This is a genomic window from Sporosarcina thermotolerans, from assembly GCF_030067815.1.
GTDB lineage: Bacteria > Bacillota > Bacilli > Bacillales_A > Planococcaceae > Sporosarcina > Sporosarcina thermotolerans.
Genome location: NZ_CP125968.1, coordinates 2591599 through 2610795, shown reverse-complemented (window position 1 = coordinate 2610795; position 19197 = coordinate 2591599). Strand labels below are relative to the sequence as shown.

The 19197-nt window shown below is 41.5% G+C and carries 16 protein-coding genes and 5 pseudogenes; 12 read left to right on the top strand and 9 right to left on the bottom strand.

What is annotated here, in order from left to right; all coding sequences use genetic code 11:
- The first annotated feature begins 1 nt into the window (after nucleotide 1).
- The 5 genes and pseudogenes from QNH10_RS14805 (at nucleotide 2) to rnz (ending at nucleotide 2670) form a co-directional block, all read left to right on the top strand.
- Nucleotides 2-477 (top strand): annotated as a pseudogene (locus QNH10_RS14805) (chemotaxis protein CheW).
- A 106-nt stretch (nucleotides 478-583) separates the two neighbouring features.
- Nucleotides 584-960 (top strand): annotated as a pseudogene (locus tag QNH10_RS21245) (Y-family DNA polymerase); the annotation flags it as partial.
- Nucleotides 934-1260: a DNA polymerase thumb domain-containing protein gene (locus QNH10_RS21240; RefSeq protein ID WP_430541124.1), complete on the top strand. Its 327-nt coding sequence runs from the start codon at nucleotides 934-936 to the stop codon at nucleotides 1258-1260. The pseudogene QNH10_RS21245 and the gene QNH10_RS21240, both read left to right, overlap by 27 nt.
- A gap of 68 nt (nucleotides 1261-1328) precedes the next feature.
- Nucleotides 1329-1715: a DinB/UmuC family translesion DNA polymerase gene (locus QNH10_RS20725; protein WP_347177894.1), complete on the top strand. Its 387-nt coding sequence runs from the start codon at nucleotides 1329-1331 to the stop codon at nucleotides 1713-1715.
- 16 nt (nucleotides 1716-1731) lie between these two features.
- On the top strand, nucleotides 1732-2670 hold the full coding sequence (gene rnz, locus QNH10_RS14795) for a ribonuclease Z (RefSeq protein ID WP_283732143.1): 939 nt from the start codon (nucleotides 1732-1734) through the stop codon (nucleotides 2668-2670).
- Between the two features lie 54 nt (nucleotides 2671-2724).
- On the opposite strand, the pseudogene namA reads toward rnz, so the two are convergent.
- The 3 genes and pseudogenes from namA to QNH10_RS14780 all read right to left on the bottom strand — a co-directional run bounded on the left by namA (nucleotide 2725) and on the right by QNH10_RS14780 (nucleotide 6109).
- Nucleotides 2725-3743 (bottom strand): annotated as a pseudogene (gene namA, locus QNH10_RS14790) (NADPH dehydrogenase NamA).
- A gap of 85 nt (nucleotides 3744-3828) precedes the next feature.
- Entirely contained in the window at nucleotides 3829-4764 is a 936-nt protein-coding gene (locus QNH10_RS14785) for a TFIIB-type zinc ribbon-containing protein (RefSeq protein WP_283732142.1), read from the bottom strand.
- A 202-nt stretch (nucleotides 4765-4966) separates the two neighbouring features.
- Entirely contained in the window at nucleotides 4967-6109 is a 1143-nt protein-coding gene (locus QNH10_RS14780) for an SPFH domain-containing protein (protein WP_283732141.1), read from the bottom strand.
- 168 nt (nucleotides 6110-6277) lie between these two features.
- On the opposite strand from QNH10_RS14780, the gene QNH10_RS14775 reads away from it, so the two are divergent.
- Together QNH10_RS14775 and QNH10_RS14770 are read left to right on the top strand one after the other, a co-directional pair.
- Nucleotides 6278-7222: an MBL fold metallo-hydrolase gene (locus QNH10_RS14775; RefSeq protein WP_283732140.1), complete on the top strand. Its 945-nt coding sequence runs from the start codon at nucleotides 6278-6280 to the stop codon at nucleotides 7220-7222.
- Nucleotides 7209-7964: an SDR family NAD(P)-dependent oxidoreductase gene (locus tag QNH10_RS14770; protein WP_283732139.1), complete on the top strand. Its 756-nt coding sequence runs from the start codon at nucleotides 7209-7211 to the stop codon at nucleotides 7962-7964. Before QNH10_RS14775 ends, QNH10_RS14770 begins: the two co-directional genes overlap by 14 nt.
- Nucleotides 7965-8160: 196 nt before the next feature.
- Here QNH10_RS14770 and QNH10_RS14765 read toward each other — a convergent pair whose 3' ends face one another.
- Entirely contained in the window at nucleotides 8161-8442 is a 282-nt protein-coding gene (locus tag QNH10_RS14765) for an alpha/beta-type small acid-soluble spore protein (protein WP_283732138.1), read from the bottom strand.
- A 130-nt stretch (nucleotides 8443-8572) separates the two neighbouring features.
- On the opposite strand from QNH10_RS14765, the gene hprK reads away from it, so the two are divergent.
- Nucleotides 8573-9496, top strand: a complete 924-nt coding sequence (hprK, locus tag QNH10_RS14760) for an HPr(Ser) kinase/phosphatase (RefSeq protein ID WP_283732137.1) — start codon at nucleotides 8573-8575, stop codon at nucleotides 9494-9496.
- A gap of 39 nt (nucleotides 9497-9535) precedes the next feature.
- Here the strand turns inward: hprK and QNH10_RS14755 are convergent, their stop codons facing one another.
- Both QNH10_RS14755 and QNH10_RS14750 read right to left on the bottom strand, forming a co-directional pair.
- Nucleotides 9536-9898 (bottom strand): DUF2500 domain-containing protein, encoded by a 363-nt coding sequence (locus tag QNH10_RS14755; RefSeq protein ID WP_283732136.1) that lies wholly within the window; start codon nucleotides 9896-9898, stop codon nucleotides 9536-9538.
- Nucleotides 9899-9963: 65 nt separating this feature from the next.
- Nucleotides 9964-10404, bottom strand: coding sequence for an OsmC family protein (locus tag QNH10_RS14750; RefSeq protein ID WP_283732134.1), 441 nt, complete (start codon nucleotides 10402-10404; stop codon nucleotides 9964-9966).
- A gap of 131 nt (nucleotides 10405-10535) precedes the next feature.
- Between QNH10_RS14750 and QNH10_RS14745 the strand changes: the two genes are divergently transcribed.
- The 4 genes and pseudogenes from QNH10_RS14745 (at nucleotide 10536) to QNH10_RS14730 (ending at nucleotide 16354) form a co-directional block, all read left to right on the top strand.
- Nucleotides 10536-11357 carry a hypothetical protein gene (locus QNH10_RS14745; RefSeq protein ID WP_283732133.1) on the top strand — a complete coding sequence of 274 codons (822 nt, stop codon included), beginning with the start codon at nucleotides 10536-10538 and terminating at the stop codon, nucleotides 11355-11357.
- Between the two features lie 46 nt (nucleotides 11358-11403).
- A complete protein-coding gene (locus tag QNH10_RS14740; protein WP_283732132.1) occupies nucleotides 11404-11811 on the top strand; it encodes a hypothetical protein in 408 nt (135 codons plus the stop codon).
- A 237-nt stretch (nucleotides 11812-12048) separates the two neighbouring features.
- Nucleotides 12049-14385: pseudogene (helD, locus tag QNH10_RS14735) on the top strand (RNA polymerase recycling motor HelD).
- 320 nt (nucleotides 14386-14705) lie between these two features.
- Nucleotides 14706-16354, top strand: a pseudogene (locus QNH10_RS14730) (FAD-binding dehydrogenase).
- Nucleotides 16355-16393: 39 nt separating this feature from the next.
- Here the strand turns inward: QNH10_RS14730 and QNH10_RS14725 are convergent.
- The 3 genes from QNH10_RS14725 to tnpB all read right to left on the bottom strand — a co-directional run bounded on the left by QNH10_RS14725 (nucleotide 16394) and on the right by tnpB (nucleotide 18911).
- Complete coding sequence (locus QNH10_RS14725; protein ID WP_283732131.1) at nucleotides 16394-17107, bottom strand: MFS transporter; 714 nt, start codon at nucleotides 17105-17107, stop codon at nucleotides 16394-16396.
- 62 nt (nucleotides 17108-17169) lie between these two features.
- On the bottom strand, nucleotides 17170-17607 hold the full coding sequence (locus QNH10_RS14720; protein ID WP_283732130.1) for an MFS transporter: 438 nt from the start codon (nucleotides 17605-17607) through the stop codon (nucleotides 17170-17172).
- Between the two features lie 152 nt (nucleotides 17608-17759).
- Nucleotides 17760-18911 carry an IS200/IS605 family element RNA-guided endonuclease TnpB gene (gene tnpB, locus QNH10_RS14715; protein WP_283732129.1) on the bottom strand — a complete coding sequence of 384 codons (1152 nt, stop codon included), beginning with the start codon at nucleotides 18909-18911 and terminating at the stop codon, nucleotides 17760-17762.
- Nucleotides 18912-19197 lie beyond the last annotated feature (286 nt).

Below are 19197 nucleotides of genomic sequence, written 5' to 3'. Positions count from 1 at the left end.
GATGGGCAATCTGAAGGCGGTCATCGTTCAATGTGGGCAAGAAGAATACGCCCTGCCCGTGGATATTGTCATTTCCGTTGAAAAGTTGCAGCAGGTGAACCCGATTCCGCATCTACCAGAATATATGCTTGGTTTGATGAAAATAAGGGGAGAACTAGTTCCATTTTGGATTTTCAATGGATATTATATGATAATTCGGCTAAGGATCATAAAAATGCGAAAGTTGTAGTCGTCCAAACAGAAGGTCTTGATATCGGTTTACTCGTTCTCGATGCAAAGGAAATTCTCGATATATCTGAGGATACATTTACATCATCCGAATTATTAGCCCATTCAAAAACACCTTATTTTACAACGATTGTTAATTTGGAAGAACGGATGATCACAGTTGTTGATCCGCAAATTCTTTCAGAGAGACTTACTGGAATGGAAGTAATTGGAGACTATATTCGTTCGCTAAAAACACAGGAAACGTAAAATACTACCGGATGGTTTGCATCCATCCGGTTTATTTATTTAAATGGAGAGAGGCAAATGACAGAGACCAGAGTGTCACATACCTAGAGTCATCCTACATCTTGATATGAATAGTTTTTTTGCTTCGGTCGAACAAGCCCATGACCCGAAATTGAAAGGAGTACCGATGGCGGTAGCAGGGAATCCGAAGGAAAGACGTGGCATCCTTGTCACTTGCTGTATGAGGCTAGGGCGCTTGGGATTTATACAACGATGTCTGTAGGTGAAGCTAAAAGAATTTGCCCTGAACTTGTCCTTGTCCCACCTGATCACGAGAAATACCGGATCGCTTCTGATGCGGTTTTTTCGATTTTACGGACTTATACCGATCTTGTCGAACCCGTTTCAATCGATGAAGCTTTTATCGATATTACCAATATAGGCGGCTTGACGAATGCTGTACAAATTGCGACGCATATGCAACAGCGCATCTTGTCTGAATTGGATCTGCCTTGCTCCATAGGAATTTCTCCGAATAAATTTCTTGCAAAGACCGCATCTGATATGAAAAAACCGATGGGTATCACTATTTTGCGGAAAAGACAGGTACCTGATATTCTATGGCCACTTCCGGTTATTGAAATGCATGGCGTTGGGCAGAGTACAGAAAAGCGGTTGAATGAAATTGGCATTACGACGATTGGGGATCTTGCTAAAGTTGATGAAGTGCTTATTAAAGCTACGTTAGGTAAAAATGGGTTGCGCCTTCGAAACCGTGCCAACGGTATAGATCATCGACCGTAGATCCGGAAGCTGCGGAAGAGCGTAAAAGTGTTGGGAGTTCTACAACATTACCAATTGACGAGACTGAATTGGATTCTTGCCTTGAAATATTCAAGCAATTAGCCGTTAAAGTTTCCAAACGGTTGGAGAGGAATGGATTAGCAGGAAATGTTGTTATGATTCAAATCCGTACGTCTGATTGGCGTAACCAAACAAGGAGCCGTACAGTATTGAACCCATTGTATAAATCAAATGATATTTACAAGGAAGCGGCAGATTTATTCAAACGACATTGGGACGGGGAACCCGTTCGGTTATTAGGCATTACCGTTTCAAATACCATTCCGATGAACGAGTTGTATGAACAATTATCTATTGATAATTTTGAGATGCATGCGAAAGATGCTAAAGTGGATGAACTCGTAGCGAAAATTGAGAAGAAATTTGGTCCAAACTCAGTTAAACGAGGAATTTAAGAAGGGAGCGACTCAAATGGAAATCTTTTTTTTAGGGACAGGTGCGGGCATGCCCTCCAAGATACGCAATACTTCTTCATTAATCCTGAACCTTTCAGCTGAACAGGAAGGGTACTGGATGTTTGATTGTGGCGAAGCGACCCAGCATCAGTTGCTTAGAACGTCAATTAAACCAAGGAAAATTAATAAGATTTTCATAACCCATTTACACGGAGATCATATTTTCGGTTTGCCGGGCTTCCTTGGTTCTCGTTCGTTTTTAGGTGGTGAAGAAGAGTTGACTATTTATGGTCCAGTTGGAATAAAGGAATGGGTAATCACCTCGCTAAGAATTACAAAGACTCATTTAACCTATCCGTTAACCATTAATGAGATAGATTCAAGTATACTTTTTGAGGATGATCAATTTAAGGTCACAACGAAGGAACTTGAACACGTAATTGAATGCTTTGGTTTTAGGATTGAACAAAAGTCACTGCCCGGAAAACTGCTCATTGAAAAAGCGGTGGAGGCTGGTGTGCCGAAAGGTCCTTTACTAAAAAGGCTAAAGGATGGGGAAGACGTTCAGTTGGACAATGGACAATACGTCTATAGCAAAGATGTAACTGGCGACCCTCAAAAAGGATTTATTGTTACAATCCTTGGGGATACACGATATTGTGAAGCATCGCTTGAGTTGGCAATGGATGCAGATATTTTAGTTCATGAAGCGACTTTTGATAGTGAAACTGGCGAACTTGCGAAAGAATACGGGCATTCTACAATCGCTGATGCCGCAAGGACTGCAAAAGCTACCAACGTCAAAGCGTTAATCGCAAATCATATCAGTGCCCGTTTCATGCCAAGTGATCTTGCGAAATTAAAAGAACAAGGCTCTACCATCTTCCCGAATCTTTTTATCGCTGAAGATTTCAGCCATTTTGAATGGAAAGATGAACAATTGATGAAAAAATAAGCTGTCGCAGAGTCATAAAAATGACCGCGACAGCTTTTATATATTGAAAAACGTTTAAAAACTCCAACCACGCACGTATTGAACTGGTGGCTCAATCTCTACATCTAATTCCTTTGCAGCTGAATAAGCCCAATACGGATTCCTCAACAATTCGCGCGCCAGTAAGACCAAATCAGCCCGTTCGTTTTTCAAAATTTCTTCCGCTTGAATTCCGATGTTATTAATCCCACTGCTCCTGTTGCAATTCCTGCACCCTTTTTGATTTCTTCAGCAAAAGGTACTTGATAACCTGGAAATGCATCGATTTTGGCAGGAACGACTGCACCTGAACTCACATCAATCAAATCAACACCTTGTGTTTTCATCCACTTCACCATCTCGACGTATAGAGTTGGTGACATACCGCCTTCTACATAATCCTTTGCAGAAATACGGACGAATAATGGACCGTCCCATACTGAACGGACTGCATCAATAATTTCACGTAAGATGCGGTACCGATTTTCGGATGAACCACCATAAGCGTCATCTCGCTTATTTGATAAAGGGGATAGGAATTCATTGATAAGATAACCGTGTGCGCCATGCAATTCGATTACATCAAAACCAGCCTGTTTCGCTCGGATTGCACCATCTTTGAATGCATTAACCACTGTTTTAATATCTTCCACTGTCATTTCAACAGGAGTTTTATAGTGTTCATTGAATTGAATTGCACTTGGTGCATAAATGTCACCATCTACAGTCGCTTTTCTACCAGCATGGGCAAGTTGAATTCCTGTCTTTGCACCATGCTGTTTCATAAGACGTACAATTTCAGAAAGTCCTTCAAGATGGTCATCATTCCAAATTCCAAGATCCTGGGCTGAAATGCGACCTTCCTGTAAAACTGCTGTTGCTTCGACAATTATCAAACCAACTTGTCCGACAGCGCGGGTGGCATAATGGATTTTATGCCAATCTTCCACTTTCCCGTCCATATTATGAGAAGAGTACATGCACATCGGTGCCATAACAATCCGATTTTTGAACTCCACACCACGAATTGAATATGGTGAAAATAATTTTGCCATTTCCTGACCTCCTTCCGTTACAATAACCAAATTATAGCAAACTGCCTGACAGAATGCGTTTTGTTTGCTCTACTAATGCCAATGCTCACATATAATCTTTGAAGAAATAAACGACGCCTACTACAAGAGCTAACAACATCACTATAATAGATATTTTCCATACACTGACAGGGGCGTGACCACTAACTTTACCTGTTTGGCCATTAACTAAAAAGCGATAAACCTTATTATTATAATTAAATGAAGAAATCCACATTGGCAGTAAAATATGTTTAAATGTGATTCCATCGTAGTTTGTTTGGACATTAACAATCCGAACTTCATCACCGGTTTCCTTGCGAAGAATTCCGTTTCGGATTCGGGAGTCAATTATGTCCCTGGCCGAATACCATCCGTTTTTTAGCGAAATCGAGTACCGTTCAGCAAGAAAACCCGAAAGGTATTCCGTGCGATAGTCAAGAAGGCCAGAGAGTTGGAAAGGCTCAACCCGGTCGATTAATCCGGAAGCGACATTTTTTGATGCCTTTACAAGGACATCATCATAGAATTTCTGGTAATTGCCGCGTTTTGTACGCCATCTGATCTTTCGGACTTGTTCTGTAATCTGTTCGGTCTTACCGTCGCGATGTACCGTCCTGGTTTCCATTACGTAATAATAGGTGCCGATTTTTACAGTGTAGTCGGAATCAGTGTCCGAATCGAAGGTCCAATATGGAATATAAGCACCATTTATCTTCTGTAGTTCATAATTATGTTTTAATTTTGAAGGGGCGAAATATCGTTTTGCAATCCATTTTTTGAATTTATTTACGGCTTCATCTTTTGAAATATGAAACGGAATGACAAGTGCCGGTTTTATGCCGGCATCGTTTTCGGTTACCGTAATATGGGATGACCCACAAAATGTACAGAAATCAGCGACTTTATCCTTATCCAATAAAGTTTCCGCACCGCAGTTGTCACATTTGAATACCCTTTTTTCATCTCCCCAGCTATGATCAGCCTTATCAAGAGCATCCAAGTAATCATGCTCGGTCGTATTTTCCTCGTTGCTTCGATTTCAACTTCCGTTCCACAAAAAGGGCATTTCAATCCCCGTGTATCTGGATCATAAACCGCATTCCCTCCGCAAGAGGCACACTGGTTCACTTCAGTGTCTTCGTGTTTATTTTCATCCATGAAGTCATCGGCATTATCCAATTTAGTCACCCGGTTTCACCTCTTTACCCTTCAAGTCCCTCTCCACAATCACCGCAAAACTTGGCTGTAGGCCCATTTACCGTACCGCAAGAATTGCATATTTTCTCGGTTACTTGTTTTGTTCCGCATTCACCACAAAATTTTGAGCCTTCTTTAATTTCCGCTTTACAATTAATGCATGGGATCGTCTTCTGTTGTACGGATTTCCCGCAGTCAGGACAGAACTTCGCACTAACTCTAATCTGAGCCTGGCAATGAGGACAGGCCATTTTTGCTGGTTCAGCCGGCGGAGTGGCTTGTTGCTGATTTTGATTTAATGCATTAGCCATCACATTTCCGATTGCGGCTCCTGCGCCAATGCCTGCACCTGTTGCAGCCATTCCACCACCTTCATTGCGCGCAGCATCGCGTAGTGCTTCGGCGGCTTGATATTGCGTGTACGTATTCAAGTTTCCAAGCACACCCATTGTCGTCCGCTTGTCCATAGCTTGCTCGACTTCTTTTGGTAAAGACAAATTCTCAATATATAAGGAAGTGATTTCAAAACCGAATTTTGCAAATCGTTCCTGCATCTTATCTTTACCTTCGTTGCTAAGTTCGTCATAATGCATGGCAAGATCAAGCGCTGGGATTTGTGATTCAGCAAATAGATCCGTCAACCCTGATAAGATCATCTTTTTCAAATGGCCTTCAATGCTGCTTGTATCATACGAAGCATTAGTTCCAAATAACTCTTTTAGAAAGATGACAGGTTCTGATACTCTATAGGAATAGATCCCATACCCACGTAAGCGAATTATCCCGAAATCAGGATCACGCATCATAATAGGATTCGAAGTTCCCCATTTTTGATCAACAAATTGCTTTGTATTAATGAAATAGACTTCCGCCTTGAAAGGGGAGTTGAATCCTGTTTTCCAAGACTTCAGCTTTGTTAAAATCGGCATGTTTTGGGTATATAAAACATGGTGGCCGGGAGTGAATACGTCAGCGATTTCACCTTCATTCACAAAAATCGCTACTTGCGACTCCCTGACAATCAGACTTGCCCCCATTTTGATTTCATTATTTTGCACTGGAAAACGATATACCATTGTATTAGAACTTTGATCTGTCCATTCAATAACTTCGATAAATTGGCTCTTAAAAAAATTGAAAAATCCCATATCGATCCCCCTTGAAAAAAGTTATGGTCATTATATCATATACGTATAAGGGGATAGAAAATTTTCAACGGTTTTATAGGGGATGACATAGGTTTCTAAAAGAGGTAGAATGGACTGAATACCGATTCAGTATGTGAAAATCTGTTGTTAGTTGAGGGAGTTAAAAATATGATACATAAAATTGCTATTCCGACACCATTCGCAGTTGGCGATGTAAATGCATTTGTCGTAAAAGGAGATGCGTTATCACTTGTCGATGCCGGACCGAAAACGCCGAAAGCTTATGAAGCACTAAAACAAGGACTGAATGAAATCGGCTATACATTCAAGGATATCGAACAGGTGATTTTAACCCATCATCATCCTGATCATGCGGGTTGGATGGACGCCTTTGACAAGGCAGAGGTTATCGGTCACCCATATAATGATCTTTGGTTAAAAAGAGATGCAGAATTCATGAAGTACCACGATAAGTTTTATTTGGAACGTCTGATAGAAGAAGGAGTTCCCGAGTCCAAATTCCACTGGCTTGAAAAGATGAAACGTCCAATTAGGTTGATGGGGGAACGGACGCTGGATCGAATAATTGGGGAAGGCGACGAATGGACAGGGCATCCTAACTGGATTGTGATGGAAACACTTGGACACGCCCAAAGTCATATTGCCTTATTTAATGAAAAGACGGGTGAGATGATTGGAGGGGATCTTGTTTTGGAGAAAGTATCTTCCAATCCATTGATCGAACCTCCTGCAAATCCTGAAGCGGATCGACCGAAGTCGTTGTTACAATACAATGCTTCATTGACACGATTATTAGATCTTCCTATAGACATCGTATACGGTGGCCATGGGAATGAAGTGCATAATGTACATGCCCTAGTCGAAACAAGACTACAAAAACAGCATGATCGCGCAATAAAAGTGCATGGCATGCTGAAAGAAGGGCGCAAAACGATTTATGAGCTTACGCAACAATTGTTCCCGGCTGTTTATGAAAAGGAATTAGGACTCACTTTATCCGAAACGATTGGACAAGTGGATTATTTATTATCAAAAGGGCTTATCCGGGAAAATCTCGGAGAAGGCGGCGTCTTGTATTATGACCAAGCGTAAGGTTTTGATTACAGGTGCAACGAGCGGAGTCGGTTTTGCAGTGGCAATGCGCTTACTGGCGGACACGGATAATTTTACGGTCATTGGTACGGGAAGGGCTCCGGATAAGCTATGGGAATTGCAAAACGAAGGGGCAGAAGCTGTACCTGCAGATGTGACGAACATGGAGGACATGGAAAGGGTTTTGGATAAGATCGGCCCTCCGGATATTGTTATCTTTTCCGCAGGTGTCGGCTTTTTCGAGTCAGCCCACCTAATGCCCGAGGAATCAATCCGTGCTATGATGGAAACGAATGTCATAGCTCCGTTTTTATTAACCAAACGCATCTTGCCGCAAATGATGGGACGTCAAAAAGGTCATCTTATCTACATCGGTTCCCAGGCTGGAAAAGTAGCTACGCCCAAAGCGTCAGTTTACGCAGCGACAAAGCATGCATTGATCGGCTATACGAATGCGTTACGCATGGAAGTTGCTGAATTCGGCATTGATGTTAGCGTCATTCATCCCGGGCCGATCGATACTCCATTTATTGATGGGGCAGATCGTACGGGGAGGTATAGGTCATCATTAGGCAAGCATTTGTTGCAAGTAGGTACTGTAGCAGATGCAGTTTTGAAAACGATTGAAAAGCCTGTTCGGGAAGTCAATCTACCTGGGGTTATGGGGTTGACGAGTAAACTATATTCGATTGCACCTAAATTGGTTGAAAAGGTTGGACGTAAATATTTCATGAAAAAATAGCTGTCTTAGAGACAGCTATTTTCATTGAGGTTATTCGTGCAAACGCTCGTTTTTCTACGGAAGCGCTCGTTTAATCGTGAAACCGCTCGTTTACTCGTGAATCCGCTCGTTTATTTCGAAAAGCGCTCGTTTACTTGTGAATCCGCTCGTTTATTCCGAAAAGCGCTCATTAATTCGCAAATCCGCTCGTTTATCCTCACAAGCCCTCGTTTTTCGCCATCTGTTCCTGCGCCAGCCTCACCATTTCTTTCACCATATTTCCTCCAATCGGACCACCGATTTTTCCGGCTTGCTCCGATGTCAATTTTCCATTATATCCATCCGATAACGGAATACCTAATTCCTTTGCGACTTCATATTTCACCGCATCCGGACGCCTATCATCAACATCGTACCCTTTAGCCCGCATGACATCTGCTTTCAATCGATCCAGCTGTTCACGTGCTTGAGGAACTAATATTTTATTTTTTCTTGCCATCTTAACCGCTCCTTTCTTTCATAGTCTTAACCGATCCACTAAAAACATGTAAATAACTATGTAGAATAAGCTAAAATATTCCTTTCCATGTTATACTATTGTCAAATTATACAAGCAGGGAAGTGTGGGAATGAACACAGTTACGATTGCTGACATCGTGAAACGTTTTAAATTGGAAGTGCTGATTGGGCATAACCAACTAAATAAAGTTTTGAAAAAAACAAAAGTGAGAAGGCCAGGATTAGAATTCATGGATAAGTTCGATTTCATCGCTACAGAACATGTGCAAATCCTTGGCAAAAATGAAATTAATTATTTGCATACATTATCGGACGAGGAGTGCAAATTGCGAATCGCTAATATTGTCCAGTATGACCCGCCTTGTATTATTATCACCTCCAATCAGGAAGAGCCGCTTGGGCTTCTGCGCTATTGTACAGATAATCACATACCTGTTTTACGGACACCCGACTCGATGACTGAGATGAGCGCTAAATTAGACGCATATGTTACGAAGGTGATGGCGCCAGAGATTGCAGTTCATGGAGTATGTGTGAATGTAGCAGGAATTGGGATTTTATTACGCGGAAAATCTGGGGTGGGGAAAAGTGAAACCGCCCATACGTTAATCGGAAGAGGGCATCGGCTGATTGCGGATGATATCGTTGTGCTTAAAAAACTGAGTCCGCAGACACTTTTAGGGACGCATAATGAAAAGAATAAAGAATTTCTTGCATTACGAAGCATCGGTTTATTGAACGTCGTACGACTTTACGGACGGGCAGCATTTCAGGATGAAAGCCGAATCGCTCTTGATATTGAATTGACAGAGTGGCAGGAAAATGCGTTGAATAATGAACTTGAACTGGATGAAAAATTCAAGACGTATATGGACGTCCCGATTCCGCATATTCAAATCCAATTGCAGCCGGGAAGAGATGTGGCGGGTTTGATTGAAGCGGCTGCGAATAATTGGTATTTGCAACAGCAAGGATATAGTGCTGCTGATGAATTCATGAAGCGTCTTGAACCGGAATTTGAGGAGGATAATTAAAGAAACCCGCCAATTCGGTATTGGCGGGCTCAAATCGTCTTATTTCCTTTCAAATCCTAAATATCGGGTCCCTTGGAATGCAAGCATACCGATGTCACCTTCCGCAAGCATTCCGTATTCCTTGGCGCTTACACTCAATTCCATCCGATCTCCGCTTTCCACTTGGAATGTTGCATAATACCATGTAGAGGCAGATGAATCGCCGCTTCCACCTGAGGTATGCGCCCGCTTTGTTACAACATGCGCTGGCACTGTCAGTCGAGGTGAATTGTTGTTTTTGGACCATTGTCCGATACTCTTAACAATCACGACAATGAAAAAGCCAATGACTAATGCAAACACAATAAAGAAGAAAATAGGGCCAAAAGAAAACATGAAATCGTCGAATGCATTAAATCCCATGGCGCCACCTCCGTTTGAATCTATTATAGAATACGTCTGTTAGGGAATAAGGTTTCAGCTGACCACTATTGAATAATCGCTTCAACTGTAACTTCTACATTACCTTTTAAGGCTCTGCTAATCATACACGAATCTTCCGCTTTCATAATCAGTCTCTCTGCAATTCTTTTTTTATCTTCTGAAGTGTCCTCATGCAAAACGAGTACAGGCTTATGTATGATCTTCTTATATGTAACAACGCCATTCGTATAGTCGACAACCCCAACGGATTCCATCGTCAAGCTTGTCTTCTCAATGCCGCTTCGCTCAAGCATCGCCGCAAGTGTGATGATATAGCAGGTTGCAGCTGCTCCAAGCAACATTTCATCCGGATTTGTCCCAATTCCAGGGCCATCCATTTCGACTGGTATCGAAACTTTTGTCTTCAAATTCAACGTTTCAATCGACCCTACGTCATTACGTAATCCCGGCCAGTTTGCCTTTAAATGAAATAAATGTTCCGCCATTATAACAACCACCTTTTGTATGAATTAGTTATAGTATAATTCATAATTCTTCTATTTTGTAGTTGTTGGTTTAGTTAGAAAATAGTAAAATTAAGGAAAAAAGCTATTCAGGGAGAGTGGGAGTAAGCGTTATGAAGATAGAATACGGAGAATATGGAGTTCCTGATGAAGTAAAAAAATTGATAGAATTGGAAAATACATTGAAGAAAAAGGGATTAACACTGGATACAATAGGCTTGGTGCCCATCCAAGATTTTTTTTCATATTGGATAACTCCACCAGATGTAATTCCGTTTGCCCATACTGGTGGGGATGGAGTTCATTTTGGGTTTTTAACTGATTTTGGATCAATAACTGATTTGAATGAAGCACCGATTGTTTGTGTTACGCCTACAAATGATCCACCGATACGCTTAACGGCACGAAATATCAATGAGTTTATGACGATAGCCTCGTTTGTTCCGCATGTTGGGCTATTGGATAATTGTTGGCCTTGGAAGGATAAAGAATCCACAGAGCTGATTTTTAAAGATTACCTTACAGACAGTTGGCAAATAAATAGAGATAAGCTTTTGGAACTTCTACAAGAGGTGTTCTGCACGAAGAAGGTGGACGTTGCCGAATATGTTCAAACAGTTCTCCATGAACGTGAAGAAAGTATTGTTTTAAAAACTTATGATGGCCTGGGAATCAAGGGAGCAAATGTTGATCTTCATAGACGCTACTCTTTTGATCCTGAAAGAAGGCAGGATAAGGAACAGATCGTTAGAATGAAACTCTTCTTGAAAGACGCAACATATGAAGAAAAATTGGGTTTTACACGAGATGCAATGTTCTGGTATGTATTAACACCAGATTATGACAGTGAAGTTTTAACCTTGGTTATTGACCTTTTGAAGTCCCTAAATTTAAAGGATGAAGTAAGAAGGCTGACCTTTAGAAACCGTATATGACAGAAAGAAGTACTGTCTATTTCATGAAGAAAAAGGGGGTATCGGTTTGAAAAAGTTTATCGTAACCTCGATGTTTTTGTTTTGCCTATCATTGTATGCTTGTCAGGCTAATAATAAAGAATTGTCATTTATAGGTGAGGTTAAAAACTGGTTTGCAATAGTAACCGTTAATCAGAGTAACGGAAACGAAATCTATCAAATTCAAATTGAATACAAAGGAGATAACCTACAGGATATCAAAACATTTGGTTTCTATGTTAAATCGAAAAATAATGGAGTAATAAGTTTTGGCGGGGATGATTTAACTTTAAACAAAGAAGGCGTATTTTTTAGCGATTTACCAATTTCTAACAGTCCATCAACAAATAAAAATGATAAGTTGGAAATGAAAATAGATTGGAATGGAAGTAGTGAAGAATTTACATTACTAAACGAAAGTAATGATACCAAATAGGAAAACATAGAAAAAGGCAGTAGGGATGAAGTTAACATTCCTACTGCCTTTTAATCGTTATCGCAAGAATCGTCAAAAAACCTCAACTTCGCCTATTGAACGAAATGAGATAGTATGGTAAATTTATAAAGATAGACACTGTGTAATTAATGTGAATATATTAACCCTATTTTAATTATACATCATCATCTATTCATTAGTCAACCCTTTTACTCATTTTTTTAAGGAGTGTTTGCTATGGAATCGACGTTTCAGCACGAACAACAAAGAGTGGATCGTGTAACAGAAATTATTGAAGGACGAATTCTTAAATTAGGGGAAGATACAACCCGGCAACGGAATGAAGTTGTAAAGATCCGAAAATATTTTTGGGATGAAGTTAAGGTCAATGTCGATACGTTCGATGATTATCTTGAAACGATTATTGGATTAAGACAAGAAGCACAAGCCCTTGCTGTTAGTCAAAGCACGCATCGGCTTTCATCCAAAAAGTTGTCCACACTACAACGAATGAAGAAATCACCATATTTTGGTCGAATTGATTTTAGCGAAGAAGGGGTTCCGACTGAAGAACAGATTTATATCGGAATATCCACTTTAACAGATGATAGCGGGGAAGATTTCCTTGTCTATGACTGGAGAGCCCCGATTTCAAGTATTTACTACGATCATCACCCCGGTATGGCTTCTTATGTAACGCCGGGCGGGGTTATCCATGGTAGGTTGGAGAAAAAGTGGCAATATTTAATCCGTGATGGTGTACTCCAATCGATGTTTGATACAAGTCTCACAATTGGAGATGAGATTTTACAGATTGTTTTAGGCAAGGGTACCGATAAGCATATGCATAATATCGTGGCGACGATCCAGCAGGAGCAAAACCGAATCATTCGTCACGATTCGGGTAGGCTTCTTATCGTTCATGGTGCAGCAGGTAGCGGTAAAACGTCTGCGGCCCTACAACGAATCGCCTATTTACTTTACAAATATCGGGATAGTATGAGCGCTGACCAGATTATATTATTTTCGCCGAATTCTTTGTTCAATAATTATGTATCCAATGTCCTACCGGAGCTTGGTGAAGAAAATATGCAGCAAGTCACTTTTCAAGAGTATTTGAACCATCGTCTAAGCGATGGCTTCAAAGTGGAAAATCCATACGAGCAATTGGAATATGTTCTGACTGCTGAAAACACATCATCCTATAGATCAAGGGTGGAGGGCATTGTGTTTCAAAGCCTCGACACCGTTTTTTGAAGCGATCGAATCGTATAGAAGAGGGTTAGAGACATCTAAAATGCTGTTTAAGGATATTCTTTTTAGAGGAAAACCGATTGTAACGAAACAGGAAATTGAAGATATATTTTACAGCAGCGATACCTCACTCCGTTTTCATAATCGCCTTGAAAAGTTGAAGGATTGGCTAATGAAGAGGGTGAATGAAGTTCGTAAAAACGAACTTACAAAGCCGTGGGTAGAAGAGGAAATTGAATTACTTAGCGATGAGGCATATCATAAGGCGCATAAGCATCTCGCGAAAAAGAAAGGCTTTAAGGGTGCGGCCGTTGCTGATTATGAAATGGAGCCGACAGAACTTGGCCGATTGATAGTTCAACAAAGATTTAAGCCACTTCGTAAACAAATAGAAGAGAATGCCTTCATAGACATGAAAGGGATTTACAAGCAGCTATTTACAAGTCCTCAGTATATCGAACAATGGATTGAAGGAGATTTGCCGGCAGAGTGGCAGTCTATTTGTCTAACTACACTTAGCACGATAGATGAAGGTAAGTTGTTGTATGAAGATGCCACGCCATATCTACTATTAAACGAGCTCATCCAGGGCTTTCAAACAAATAGGACGATTAAACATATCGTTGTCGATGAGGCGCAAGACTATTCACCATTCCAATTCGAATACTTGCGTCGTCTATTTCCTACCGCGAAGATGACTGTTTTAGGGGATTTTAATCAAGCTATTTTTGCACATGCAAGTGCACGCGTTGATTTCCAAGTACTAACTGGGCTTTTCGGCCGGAAAACACGGAAGTTGTAAACTTATCACGAAGCTATCGTTCCACAAAGCCGATTATCGAGTTCACACGTCAACTCGTGCCGAACAGTGAGCAGATTATTCCGTTTGAACGTGATGGAGAGCACCCTGTTTTGACAAAACTGGCAAGTTCCGGTGAATTGCATAGCTGTATAACCTCTAAAGTCAGTGAGTTACAAAATGTTGGATACAATACGATTGCAATCATTTGTAAATCGGGAGAGGAAAGTGAGCGCGCTTATAATGCCTTATCCGGCATCGATGGTATCAAGCATGTAAGGAATGGATCGATGGAATATGAACAAGGGGTCGTTGTCATACCATCTTATTTGGCTAAAGGAATTGAATTCGATGCAGTCATTATTTACGATGCTTCAGAGCATGTTTATAACGATGAGAGCTTACGGAGGATTTTTTACACAGCCTGCACGAGAGCTATGCATTATTTACAATTGTACTGTGTGGGTGAACCGACTAATTTGTTGGAAGGCGTTTCGAATGAGAGTTACGTACAGAATTGAAGTGGAATTAAGGCGGTTGGGATGAATGAATCGTTCATTCCAGCTGCTTTTTTGCTTTATGAATTTCTCGCGTCCAAAGTAAATCCCGGCGCGTCCAAAGCAAGCCATTGCGCGTCCAAACAACTCGATTCCACGTCCAAAGCAAGCCCCTGCGCGTCCAAACAACTCGGTTCCACGTCCAAAGCAAGCCACTGCACGTCCAAACAACTCGGTTCCACGTCCAAAGCAAGCCCCTGCACGTCCATAGCAACTCGATGAAAAAAGGAGATTTCATCTTCTATATCGAATAGGTTGGTTAGAAAGTATTAGGGGGAATACTTATGGAATATGATGTCATTGTTGTCGGCGCCGGTCTTGCGGGCCTTGTCACGACTTCCGAATTGATCAAAGGTGGTAAGAAGGTATTACTCTTAGATCAAGAATCCGAAGAGTTTTTAGGCGGACAGGCATGGTGGTCTTTCGGTGGACTTTTTTTAGTCGATTCGCCTGAACAAAGAAGACTCGGCATTAAAGACTCTTTGGAGCTCGCGAGGCAAGATTGGATGGGGAGTGCTGGGTTTGATAGGGAAGAAGATGAGGATTATTGGGCGAAACAGTGGGCTGAGGCTTACCTCGAATTTGCGGCCGGTGAAAAAAGGGAATGGCTGCATTCGTTAGGGGTACGGTTTTTTCCGGTTGTCGGTTGGGCGGAACGTGGAGGATATTTAGCAGAGGGACATGGCAATTCAGTGCCTCGATTCCATATAGTTTGGGGAACTGGACCGGGAATTGTCCAACCATTCGAAAAGGCTGTGCGCGATGGAATGGAAAAAGGGCTTGTCGACTATCACCCACGCCATCAAGTCGACGAATTATTGACAGCGAATGGGGCAGTCATTGGTGTTCAAGGGTCAATCCTTGAGCCAAGTGGTGTCAAAAGAGGGGAATCGAGTTCGAGAACTGTCGTCGGGGAATTTACATATAATGCGCCTGCCGTTGTTGTATGCAGTGGTGGAATCGGAGCGAACTTTGATGTGGTCAGGGAGAATTGGCCAAACGCCTTGGAAACCCACCGGAAAGGATGATTTCAGGAGTACCAGCCCATGTCGACGGGCGAATGTTGCCAATCACTGAAAAGGCTGGCGGGCGCATCGTCAACAAGGATCGGATGTGGCATTATACGGAAGGTATCAGGAATTGGAATCCAATCTGGCCATCTCACGGTATACGAATTCTCCCGGGACCTTCATCAATATGGTTGAATGCAGAGGGAAAACGTTTCGATGCTCCGAATTTCCCAGGTTTCGATACACTTGGGACGTTACATACGATTCAGGATACAGGCTATGATTATTCATGGTTCATCCTAACTGCAAAGATCATTGAAAAGGAATTTGCGTTATCTGGATCTGAACAGAACCCGGATTTGACAGGAAAAAGTATTAAACAAGTTCTTTCCAGAATATTACCAGGTCCTCCAAAACCCGTTCAGGCTTTTATGGACAAAGGGGAAGATTTTATTGTCGCCAGGACAATTGAAGAGTTAGTAGAGGGAATGAATCTCGTAACAGGCAATGAACTATTAGATGTCAATACAATCGAACGTCAATTGCTCGCGAGGGATCGAGAAATGGATAACAGTTTCACGAAAGACCTTCAAATTACTGCCCTACGAGGGGCCAGGAACTATATTGGGGATAAATTAATACGAGTCGCAAAGCCTCACAAAATACTTGATCCTAAAAACGGACCACTTATAGCGGTGCGGCTTAACATTTTAACAAGGAAAACATTAGGTGGACTTCAAACGGATCTTGAAGGACGCGTTATGAATGAATTCGAAAAAGCCGTGCCTGGATTATATGCAGCGGGTGAAGTCGCTGGGTTCGGCGGTGGAGGAGTACATGGATACCGGGCATTAGAAGGCACTTTTTTGGGTGGATGTCTATTTTCAGGAAGGCAAGTTGGACGGGCACTAAGTCAAATCTAATAGAAGCGCATTTCCCTTAACAATGGGAAATGCGCTTCTTCATAGTGTTAAACCCGGTTTTCTCGCATATTTCAAATAAACGATAAAAAACAAACAGGCGGCGAGTAATCGTAATATCGAATTTATGTACATCGCCGTCTCTACGCCTAAACTATTTAACAACCAAATTCCAATCTGTGGCGCGATAAACGCTACAACTGACAGTAATACGTTATAAGTGGTAATACAATACGTTCTTACTTCAGACGGAGACTGTTCCAATAGCAAGTTAAATAATAATAGCACTACACCAGCGAGGAAAAACCCCGAGGAAGTTTGGATAATTGTAATATAGAATAGGTTCGTAGACAAAACGGTTAGAAAAGGGGTGGTTGCCATCCCGATTGCCGCCCAGACGAAAACCAATGTATTTGACCTTTTTTCTGCCCACTTTTTCCATAATGGAAATGAAATAATTTGAGCTAACATGCTTCCTACTGAAAACATGCTAATCCAAAAGATGGTTACACCGACAACTCTAACGTGATAGATATTAAAAATACCCCATGCCATCTGCCATGCAAAATTAAAGAATAATGCTGCAACTAAAAATGAAACGTAATTTTTATATTTAAAAATCGACCAATCCATTGTTTTCTTTTTAAGCGATGTTTCATCAATCTTTGCGGGTTGCTCATCATGCTTCATCAGGAGGAATACTTCAAGTAAACCGAAGCAAAAGGCGATTCCGAACAATATTTGATACGCAATCACATTTTCAGAAGCGTCCTTCATTAAAATACCGATCAGAAGTGTGGAACAGAGTCCAACAATCGTTAATAATCGGTTTCGGTCACTAAAAAAGGTTCCTCGGTTGGATTCTGGAACAGCCCGCTTATGAACGTCTGCCATCCTACGTTTGCAACAGTATTCGGCAAGTTCATCAGTGCAATGATGACTAAAAACATCCACGCTTGTGTAGGCTGAGACGGAATAAAAACAAGCGCAATAATTAATAGAAACATTAATCGTGCGAGCAATACGGAAACAGCGACAAGTTTCTTCTGTGTTTGTGCACGATTTAATAGAATTGCTGCTGGAATTGTCATGAGTAGTGCCATTAACGGGGGGAGTGAACTGATTAACCCAACCTGGTAATTGGTTGCTCCTAAAATAGTGATTGCAAAAATCGGGAAAAAGTTACCTGAAAAGTTTACTGCAACTGTTGAAGCCATGCCATGATAGATGCTTATTTTTTCATTGTAAGTACGCATTAGTCACTCCACATTTCTATGTATCTAACCCTTGTATACAGATTATATACTTAGATTTGCAGAAAACAAGTCCAATTTTGAACTACCCCCACTTTCGCTTCGCTTAGAAGTGAGGGATTCCTAAGAACTCCACCCCAATGGGCAGATATTGATTAGGCGATCCCCGTAGTCCCTACGGTTAGCAGTCTCATCGCTTCTTTTCTAATATTTTTCCCTGCGTTAATATCCCGGTCATGATGAGTGCCACAAGTCAGGCAAGTCCAGTCACGGAGATTCAGGTTCTTAACCTCTTTATTCCGGTGACCACAATCCGAACACAGCTGGGAACTTGGATAGATTTTTGATACAGCGACAACCTGCTTGCCGTACCATTCCGCCTTGTACTCCAACATTTTACGGAACTGTGACCAAGATGCTTCACTGATTGCTTTGGCGAGTTTACGGTTTTTTAGCATGTTGGACACCTGCAAATCCTCAATGCCTACAACATCGTGGTTTTTGATGATGTGCGTCGAGATTTTCTGCAGGTAATCCGTCCTGGCATTTGTAATCCGTTCATGTATCTGCGCCACTTTGCGCTTCTGCTTTAGATAGTTCTTCGCCTCGGACAGTGGGCATTGGCGGTTCACTGCTCCCCTTTGCCGCCTGGAAAGAACGCGTTGTGCATCCGCCAGCTTCTTTTCCATGTTTCGGAACCACTTAGGGTTGCCAAATACCTCGCCCGTTGAAAGGACCGCAAAATCGTTCAGTCCCATATCCACGCCAACAGTCGAACTGGTTTTAGGAAGCTCGCTGATTTCCACTTCCGTTAGGACGGATACGAAATATTTCCCGCTCGGTCGGCGTGTAACGGTTGAATTAAGAATGCGTCCATCTACTTCTTGGCTTTTCGCAATACGCACTAGTCCAAGCTTTGGTAATTTAATTTTTTTATCGAGTAGGGCAATGTTTCCATTCGTATGTTTTGTCGTGTAGGATTGTACGTTGTTCATTTTGGATTTGAAACGGGGATGTTTATTCTGCCCTTTAAAGAAACGATTATACGAATCGGCGAGATGCTTCACGGATGTTTGAATGGCTATGCTATCGACTTCACGCAGCCAAGGCAATTCACTTTTCAGAAGAGGTAGCTGTTTGGAACAGACGTTGTAGGACAGCCCTTTTCCGGTTTCTTTATACGCGTCTGTCCATTTCGCCAGAAAATGATTGAAGACAAATCGCGAACAGCCAATTGTTTTTACAATCAATTGTTCCTGCTCCTTGTTTGGATAGAGTCTAAATTTATACGCTTTATGGACCAGCATACCCTTCATCTCCATCTATCTGTGTGATATTTATTATGACTCTGCATAGGAACATAGGTTCCATTTATTTGACTTTACCAATAATTTGACGCAGTGTCAAGGCTGCGCCTAACCGACATTCATCTCCCGCTTACTCATTGGTCTTCGCCCTTCTCATTCCTTGAAGTGGGAGTCTTCTGTTGGATTTTGATAAATATAACCACAAATATTAGTTGAATAAGCATTACCAATAGCTTAGGAAGTTATAAATATACCGATGTTTTTTATAGTCAAAACGTGGAATAGT

Coding starts and splice junctions, on each gene's coding strand:
- QNH10_RS21240 (WP_430541124.1), top strand. CDS start 934: ATGCAACAGCGCATCTTGTCTGAATTGGATCTGCCTTGCTCCATAGGA.
- rnz (WP_283732143.1), top strand. CDS start 1,732: ATGGAAATCTTTTTTTTAGGGACAGGTGCGGGCATGCCCTCCAAGATA.
- QNH10_RS14780 (WP_283732141.1), bottom strand. CDS start 6,109: ATGGGATTTTTCAATTTTTTTAAGAGCCAATTTATCGAAGTTATTGAA.
- QNH10_RS14775 (WP_283732140.1), top strand. CDS start 6,278: ATGATACATAAAATTGCTATTCCGACACCATTCGCAGTTGGCGATGTA.
- QNH10_RS14770 (WP_283732139.1), top strand. CDS start 7,209: ATGACCAAGCGTAAGGTTTTGATTACAGGTGCAACGAGCGGAGTCGGT.
- QNH10_RS14765 (WP_283732138.1), bottom strand. CDS start 8,442: ATGGCAAGAAAAAATAAAATATTAGTTCCTCAAGCACGTGAACAGCTG.
- hprK (WP_283732137.1), top strand. CDS start 8,573: ATGAACACAGTTACGATTGCTGACATCGTGAAACGTTTTAAATTGGAA.
- QNH10_RS14755 (WP_283732136.1), bottom strand. CDS start 9,898: ATGGGATTTAATGCATTCGACGATTTCATGTTTTCTTTTGGCCCTATT.
- QNH10_RS14750 (WP_283732134.1), bottom strand. CDS start 10,404: ATGGCGGAACATTTATTTCATTTAAAGGCAAACTGGCCGGGATTACGT.
- QNH10_RS14745 (WP_283732133.1), top strand. CDS start 10,536: ATGAAGATAGAATACGGAGAATATGGAGTTCCTGATGAAGTAAAAAAA.
- QNH10_RS14720 (WP_283732130.1), bottom strand. CDS start 17,607: ATGCGTACTTACAATGAAAAAATAAGCATCTATCATGGCATGGCTTCA.
- tnpB (WP_283732129.1), bottom strand. CDS start 18,911: ATGCTGGTCCATAAAGCGTATAAATTTAGACTCTATCCAAACAAGGAG.